Source organism: Paraburkholderia oxyphila NBRC 105797 (genome assembly GCF_000685075.1).
Classification (GTDB): domain Bacteria; phylum Pseudomonadota; class Gammaproteobacteria; order Burkholderiales; family Burkholderiaceae; genus Paraburkholderia; species Paraburkholderia oxyphila.
The window spans coordinates 22,740-29,613 of the sequence record NZ_BAYD01000105.1; the positions used below are offsets into that span (position 1 = coordinate 22,740).

At 67.0% G+C, this 6,874-nt stretch carries 7 protein-coding genes; 2 read left to right on the top strand and 5 right to left on the bottom strand.

The genetic code is table 11. The features are described 5' to 3' along the window. Positions 1-56 precede the first annotated feature (56 nt). The gene (locus BO1_RS54635) at positions 57-1,523 is read left to right on the top strand and encodes an aminotransferase-like domain-containing protein (protein ID WP_043288493.1); all 1,467 of its coding nucleotides are present in this window, start codon (positions 57-59) and stop codon (positions 1,521-1,523) included. Positions 1,524-1,538: 15 nt separating this feature from the next. On the opposite strand, the gene alr is transcribed toward BO1_RS54635, so the two are convergent. The 3 genes from alr to ampC all read right to left on the bottom strand — a co-directional run bounded on the left by alr (position 1,539) and on the right by ampC (position 4,390). Further along, positions 1,539-2,651, bottom strand: a complete 1,113-nt coding sequence (alr, locus tag BO1_RS39190) for an alanine racemase (RefSeq protein ID WP_028222239.1) — start codon at positions 2,649-2,651, stop codon at positions 1,539-1,541. Positions 2,652-2,811: 160 nt separating this feature from the next. Beyond that, positions 2,812-3,144 carry a DUF2322 family protein gene (locus BO1_RS39195; protein ID WP_028222240.1) on the bottom strand — a complete coding sequence of 111 codons (333 nt, stop codon included), beginning with the start codon at positions 3,142-3,144 and terminating at the stop codon, positions 2,812-2,814. Positions 3,145-3,220: 76 nt separating this feature from the next. Next, entirely contained in the window at positions 3,221-4,390 is a 1,170-nt protein-coding gene (gene ampC / locus BO1_RS39200; protein WP_028222241.1) for a class C beta-lactamase, read from the bottom strand. 172 nt (positions 4,391-4,562) lie between these two features. On the opposite strand from ampC, the gene BO1_RS39205 reads away from it, so the two are divergent. Further along, on the top strand, positions 4,563-5,435 hold the full coding sequence (locus tag BO1_RS39205) for a LysR family transcriptional regulator (protein ID WP_028222242.1): 873 nt from the start codon (positions 4,563-4,565) through the stop codon (positions 5,433-5,435). A gap of 38 nt (positions 5,436-5,473) precedes the next feature. On the opposite strand, the gene BO1_RS39210 is transcribed toward BO1_RS39205, so the two are convergent. Both BO1_RS39210 and BO1_RS39215 read right to left on the bottom strand, forming a co-directional pair. Continuing rightward, positions 5,474-6,244 (bottom strand): IclR family transcriptional regulator domain-containing protein, encoded by a 771-nt coding sequence (locus BO1_RS39210; protein ID WP_028222243.1) that lies wholly within the window; start codon positions 6,242-6,244, stop codon positions 5,474-5,476. A 66-nt stretch (positions 6,245-6,310) separates the two neighbouring features. Further along, on the bottom strand, positions 6,311-6,874 hold a 564-nt coding region (locus BO1_RS39215; RefSeq protein ID WP_028222244.1), incomplete at its 5' end, for an MFS transporter.

The following is a 6,874-nucleotide window of genomic DNA, read 5'->3' on the forward strand; positions in this document are numbered from 1 at the left end:
AATTGACGTTGCTGCCGTGCAGGCGCACGGCACGCGTCGACCTTCGGGAAAACACCATGAACGGCTGGATGCCCACTTCGCCCGCGCTGCCCCGTAACGAGCCGAAGTACCGCGCGATCGCGTACGCGTACGCGCAGGCCATCGACGGCGGGCAGATGCTGCCCGGCGAGAAACTGCCTGCCCACCGGCTACTGGCGAAAAAGCTCAACGTGACGACGGGCACCGTCAGCCGCGCCTATGCGGAGCTGGAGCGCTGCGGCCTGGTGGTGGCGCGCGTGGGCGACGGCACCTACGTGGCGGAGCCGGACGCGGACGGTGCGCGCTTGCCTGCCCGCACGCGCCAGACGCCGGAGCAGGCGGCGCCGGCGGCGATGGGCGTTGCCGCGGCGCCCGGCGCTCCGCATGCAAGCGCCGCTGCGGGTCGCACGTTCGATCTCGGCCAGAACGTGCCGATGCCGACCGACGAAGCCGCGCTGCTCACGCAGACCCTGCGCGAACTGGCCGCCGACGAACGCCTTGCCGGCGAACTGTTGCTCTATCAGCCCGAGGGCGGGCGCCGCTCGCACCGTGAGGCGGGTGCGCGCTGGCTCGCGCGCATGGGTTGCGCGGTGCCGGCGGAGCGCGTGCTCGTGACCCAGGGCGCGCAGCATGGGCTCGCGTGCGTGTTGCGCGCGGTGCTGCGCCCCGGCGACACGATCTTTGCCGAGGCGTTGAGCTATCCCGGCATCGTCGCGCTCGCGCGGCAGTTGCGGCTCAATCTCGTCGGCATCGAAATCGACGAGGAGGGCATCGTGCCCTCCGCGCTCGAACGCGCGTGCGCACTGCTTGCGCCGCGCGCGCTATTTTGCGTGCCGACGCTCCACAATCCGACCACGGCGACGCTCTCCGAGGCACGGCGTGTGGCCATCGCCGAGATTGCCGTGCGCCACAATCTCGTCGTGATCGAAGATCTCGTGCCCGCCGCGCTGCTCGATGCGCCGCCCACGCCGCTGGCCGCGCGGCTGCCGGAGCACGGCATCGTCATCAGCAGTCTGTCGAAGGCGCTCGCGCCGGGCTTGCGCATCGGCTATGTGCAAGCGCCGCAGGATTGGGTGGGAAAGATTCTGGCCGTGATCCGCAGCGACTGCTGGATGACTTCGCCGCTATGCGCCGAGATTGCGGCGCGCTGGATCATCAATGGCGATGTGGACCGGCTGGTCGCTCAGCAGCGCGCGCAAGTGGACGTGCGCCACGCGATTGCCGCCGAGGTGCTGGCGGACTGGAGCTGGCGCACGGATCCCGCGAGCCCGCATCTCTGGCTGCCGCTCGCCGAGCCGTGGCGCGCAGCCGAGTTCGCCGCGGCGTTGCGCCAGGCGGGGGTGCACCTGAAGACGGCGGATAGCTTCGTGATCGGGCGCGGCTCCGCACCGCATGCGGTGCGGCTCAGCCTTGGCGGCGCGCGCAGCCATGAGGCCTTGCGCGACGCGCTGGAGCGGCTTGCGCGAACCTTGCGCAATGGGCCGGAGGGGCCTTATTCGGCTTGAGATCGGTCCGGGTGCTCAGACCGTTGCGCTCTCCGCGGCCTCATGCTGCGCCGCCTTGAGCGTGTCGATGTCCACCGGCACGCGCCGCGCAACGGCGCACATCAGCTCATAGCCAATCGTGCCGGCGGCTTCCGCCACCTCATCGACCTTCACGTTCTCGCCCCACAGCTCCACCTTCGAGCCGATGCCCGCATCCGGGCAGGGAGTCAGATCGACGGTCAGCATGTCCATCGAGACGCGTCCGACCACGCGTGTGCGGATGCCATCGACGATGATGGGCGTGCCCGTCGGCGCATGACGCGGGTAGCCATCCGCATAGCCGCACGCCACCACGCCAATGCGCATGGGCCGCTCGACCTCGTAAGTGCGCCCGTAGCCGACCGTTTCCTGCGGCGCCAGCGTTTGCACGCCGATGATCCGGCTAGCGAGCGTCATGGCCGCGCGCAGCCCGACGCCTTCGATATGCCGCGCCGCGCCCGTGGGTGACGCACCATAGAGGATCGTGCCGGGGCGCACCCAGTCGCGATGCGCGCGCGGATGCCAGAGCACCGCCGCCGAATTCGAGAGCGAGCGCTCGCCGGGCATGCCGTGCGTGGCAGCGTCGAAGCGATCGAGCTGCCAGTCGATGGCGCCGTCGTCGGCGTTCGCGAAGTGCGTCATGAGGCCGATCGAGCCGATCGTGGGCGTCGCACGGGCGCGCTCCCAGGCGGCGCGAAACACGTCGGGCCGGTAGCCGAGGCGGTTCATGCCCGAGTTCATCTTCAGCTGGATGTCGATCGGCTGTTGCGTGCGCGCTGCCGCGAGCAGCGCGAGCTGTTCGTCGTCATGCACGGACACGGTCAGCCGATGCTCGACGGCAGTGGCGACATCGGCGGAATCGAAGATGCCTTCGAGCAGCAGGATGGGCTTGGTCCAGCCGAGCTCGCGCACGCGCACGGCCTCGTCGAGATCGAGCAGCGCGATGCCGTCCGCGCCGGCCAGCGCCGGGTAGATGCGCTCGATGCCGTGACCATAGGCGTTGGCCTTGACGACGGCCCAGACGCGCGCGCCCGAGGCGCTTTGCTTCGCGGTTTGCAGATTGTGGCGGACGGCTTCGGGATGGATGCGGACGGAAATCGGGCGCGGCATGAGCAATCCTGCTGGCGAGGGTTAGTGACGCTGACTAGTGGTTTTTGCAATCGTATTGATTTTCGCCCAGTTATTTTTAATGTATTTTTCTGGGAATTTGGGTTTATCCACTGTCAGGGCGCCGCTAGCCCTCGCGCTCCCGGCGCGCCGGGTGCGCCGGTCAGGCTGCGGCGATCACGTCGATGCGCAGCGCCTCGCCGCCCGCCGCGATCTCGAGCAGGCGGTCGACGTTCGGGTGCGCGCCGGGACGGTTGCGCGCGTCGGCGGTGTGCTCGGCGAACACGGCGAGGCCGTGCCCGGCCGCCTTGGCGTCGAGCGTGCCGAAGGCCTGCTTCAGATAGTGGTAGACCGCGAGCGAGCCTTGCTTGCCCGGCTTGTTCTCGATGGTCGCCACCACCGCGCCCTGGCCGTTCACGAGATCGATGCGCTCGATGCCGTCGATGGCGGGCAGTTGCGCGAGATTGTCCTTGAATGCGTTACCTGGCTGGATCACTGAAAACACTCCGTTGGTTCGATGAAATGCGTGGGGCCCGTATCTTAGCCGATGGAGTCAGCCGATCGCTTTGGCGTCATTGCCCGGGGCCATGGCTTCGGTTGAGCGCTTCGAGGATCGCGTAGGCCGCGCTCACGCGCGCCTCGTTCGGATACGCCTTGTTGGCGAGAATCACGACCCCGATCCGCTGCGCCGGGATGAACGCCGCGTAGGTCGAAAAGCCGTTGGTCGAGCCGGTCTTGTTCAGGAGCGCATCGGCCTGCGGCGGCAGCGGCGGCGTGAGCGCTTGCGCCGGCATGCCTTTGAGGATGACGTCGGGGCTGTTGCCGCGCAGCAGTGTTTGCAGCGCGGCTGGCCACGGATATTGCTCCCAGACCAGGTCCTGCGTGAAGACGCCAGCCGTGTAATAGCCGGTGTGCGCGCAGGCGACGGCGCGTTGCCACGGCGCGTCGAGCGGCGCGACACCCATGTTGGCGTCGAGATAGCGCACGATATCGCCCGAGGTCGTGCGCAGGCCGTAGGCCTCGTCGGCCAGTTCGCCGCGGTGCATGCGCATGGGCGTGTCGTGCTTGTCATAGCCCTGGGCGTAGTCCGGCATGCTGGACGCGGGCACGTCGAGCCACGAGTGCGTCATGCCGAAGGCGGGCAAGAGTTGCTTCTGCACGGCATCGCGAAACGGCTCGCCGAGGCTTTGCGCGGCGGCGCGCCCAAGCAAGCCGATGCCGAGATTCGAATACACGCGCTGCGTGCCGATCGGGTTCGATGGCTGCCAGTTGCGGAACCAGGCCATCAGTTGCTCGTTGTTGGTGACGCTATCGGGCACGAACAGCGGCAGGCCGGACGTATGCGTGCCGAGATTGAGCACGCTCACGTGGTCGAACTGGCTGCCGCGCAGCGCGCTCACGTACTGGCTCGCGGGTGCGGAAAACGAGAGCTTGCCGCTCGTCTGCGCATAGCAGGCGAGCGTGGCCGTTAGCGTCTTGGTGAACGAGCCGACTTCGAACAGCGTCTGGTTGTCGACCTTCGCGCCGGTGGCCTTCGACGCCACGCCGTAGTTGTAGAAGGCATGCTTGCCGTCCACGGTGATCCCCACCGCGACGCCCGGGATGCCGTATTTCGCCTGCAGCGGGGCGATGGCCGCATCCACGGCTGCTTTCACGCTGGGTTGCGCCGCGCTTGCGGTGGTTGCGGCACACGCCAGAGCCATCAGCAGGAGTTTTATCTTGATTTTCACGTCGTTGGACATGGTCGGATTTCCGGATGCGTTTCGTGGAGGGCGCAGGCGCGCCAAAAGCGCCGAACTGGCGGGGCACAGATAAGCAAATGCGTGCCGTGCGGGGAGGATTGTGGTGCGTTGCCGGGCCCACGACAAGCGACGATAATTTGGCTCTGACAAAAGCTAAACTTATAGGTCTTTCATGCGCCCCCATTTGCCCCTGCACGCGCTCCGAGCCTTCGAGGCGTCGGCGCGTCATCTGAGCTTCACGCGCGCGGGCCTCGAATTGAAGGTCACGCAGGCCGCGGTCAGCCAGCAGGTGCGCATGCTCGAAGAATGGCTTGGCGTGCCGCTGTTCCGGCGCTTGCCACGCGGGCTCGGCATGACCGATGAGGCGCGTGCGCTGCTGCCGGTGCTCAGCGACGCGTTCGGCCGCATCGAGGCCGTGCTCAAGCAGTTCGAAGGCGGCCGCCTGCATGAGGTCTTGACGGTGGGCGTGGTGGGCACCTTCGCGATCGGCTGGCTGATGCCGCGGCTCAAGTCGTTTCGCGAGGCGCATCCGTTCGTGGAGTTGCGCCTGCTCACGAACAACAATCTCGTCGACCTCGCGGGCGAAGGTCTCGATTTTGCGATCCGCTTCGGCGACGGCAAGTGGCCCGCCACCGAAAATACGCGTCTGCTCGATGCGCCGCTGGCTGTGCTGTGCGCGCCCGAGATCGCGCGGCGGCTCGCCATGCCTGCCGATCTGGCGAAGGAGACCTTGTTGCGCTCGTATCGCACCGACGAATGGCTGCGATGGTTCGAGGCGGCCGGGCTCGAACCGTGGACGGTGAGCGGGCCGATCTTCGATTCGTCGCGGCTGATGGCCGAGGCGGCCATGCAGGGTGCGGGCGTGGCGCTCGCGCCCGCGCGCATGTTTGCGCGCGAGTTGCAGGCGGGACTGCTCGCGCGGCCGTTCGATGTCGAGGTGCCTACGGGTAGTTATTGGCTCACGTGGCTGCAGTCGCGGGCGATGTCGCCGGCCATGCAGCTATTTCATGAGTGGATCGTGGGGGAGGCGGGGGTGGCAGGATGAAAGATTGCGCGATTCAAAGACGCGCTTCCCACACTGCATCACAACACATTCAACATCGACAGCGCCGTCTCCTGCAAATGCGGGAGCACGCGCTTGACCGCCGCCTCGGCCTCTTCATTGCCGATCGACATATTGGTGCTGAGCGCGGCCACCACCTCGCCGCTGCGATTGCGCAGCGGCACCGCCACGCCACGCACGCCCACCTGCAACTGCTGCTCGATGAGCGCATAGCCATCCGCGCGCGCCCGCACGATCTTCTCGCGCAGCCGCGTGGCGCTCGTGATCGTATGCGGCGTGAACGGCGCGAGCTCGACCGTATCGAGCCAAGCCGAAACCGCTTGCTGATCCTCCTGATACGCAAGCAGCACCACACCCGGTGAGATCAGCGGCGCAGGCACACGCGCACCCAGCACGAATCCCGTGGTCATCACGCGCGAGACGCCATTGCGTGCAATCACCACGAGGTCCCAGCCGTCGAGCACGCTTACATAGGCCGACTCGTTGAGCGTCGCGCTCAATTGCTGCAGATATGGCTGCACGGTACGCGGCAGGCGCGCCGAATCGAAATACGACCAGCCCACGCGCAGCACGCGCGGGGTCAGCCCAAAGAGCCGCCCGTCGGTGTACACATAGCCGAGCGATTCGAGCGTCAGCAAATAGCGCCGCGCGGCGGTGCGCGAGAGCCCGGTGCGTTCGGCCGCCTGGGTCGCGGTCATGCGCGCGTGCTGATTGTCGAAGGCTTCTAGAATCGCGAGGCCTTTTTCGAGTCCGGCGATCCAGTCGCGTTTGGCGAGCGTTGTGTTTTTCATCAGTCGATAACGCCAAAGCCGGGCATGCGCCCGGCCTCGATTGCAAACCGTTGAACGATCGGGCGCTTACTGCGCCTGTGCAGGCTTCATGCGCGCCGCCACGATCAACGAAATCAGGCAGCCGATGGCGAGGTACGCTGCCACCAGATGCCATGAGCCGGCACCGATGCCCACCAGCGCCACGGCGATGAACGGCGTAAAGCCCCCGCCCACGACGCTCGCGAACTGATAGCCCACGCCCGCGCCGCTGTAGCGGTATTCGGCGCCGAACAGCTCGGTGAAGAGCGGCTGCTGCACGCTCACCACCATATCGTGCGCAATATTGGCGAGCGCCACCGAGAAGACCACGATCCACACGGTCGAGCGCGCTTCGAGTGCGAGGAAGAACGGCACCGCGCTCGCGAGGCCGATCAGCGCGCCAATCAGATAGATGCGGCGCAGGCCGAGACGGTCGGCGAGCCACGCGAAGCAGGGGATCGTCACGCAGGAGAGCGCGCCGACAAAGAGGCCGATGCCGAGAAACAGATCGCGCGAGAGGCCGAGGTTGGCGGTCGAATAGCTGAGCGCGAAGGCGGTGACGATGTACATCGTGAAGAGCTCGGCCAGACGCAGCGCGACGATATAGAGAAA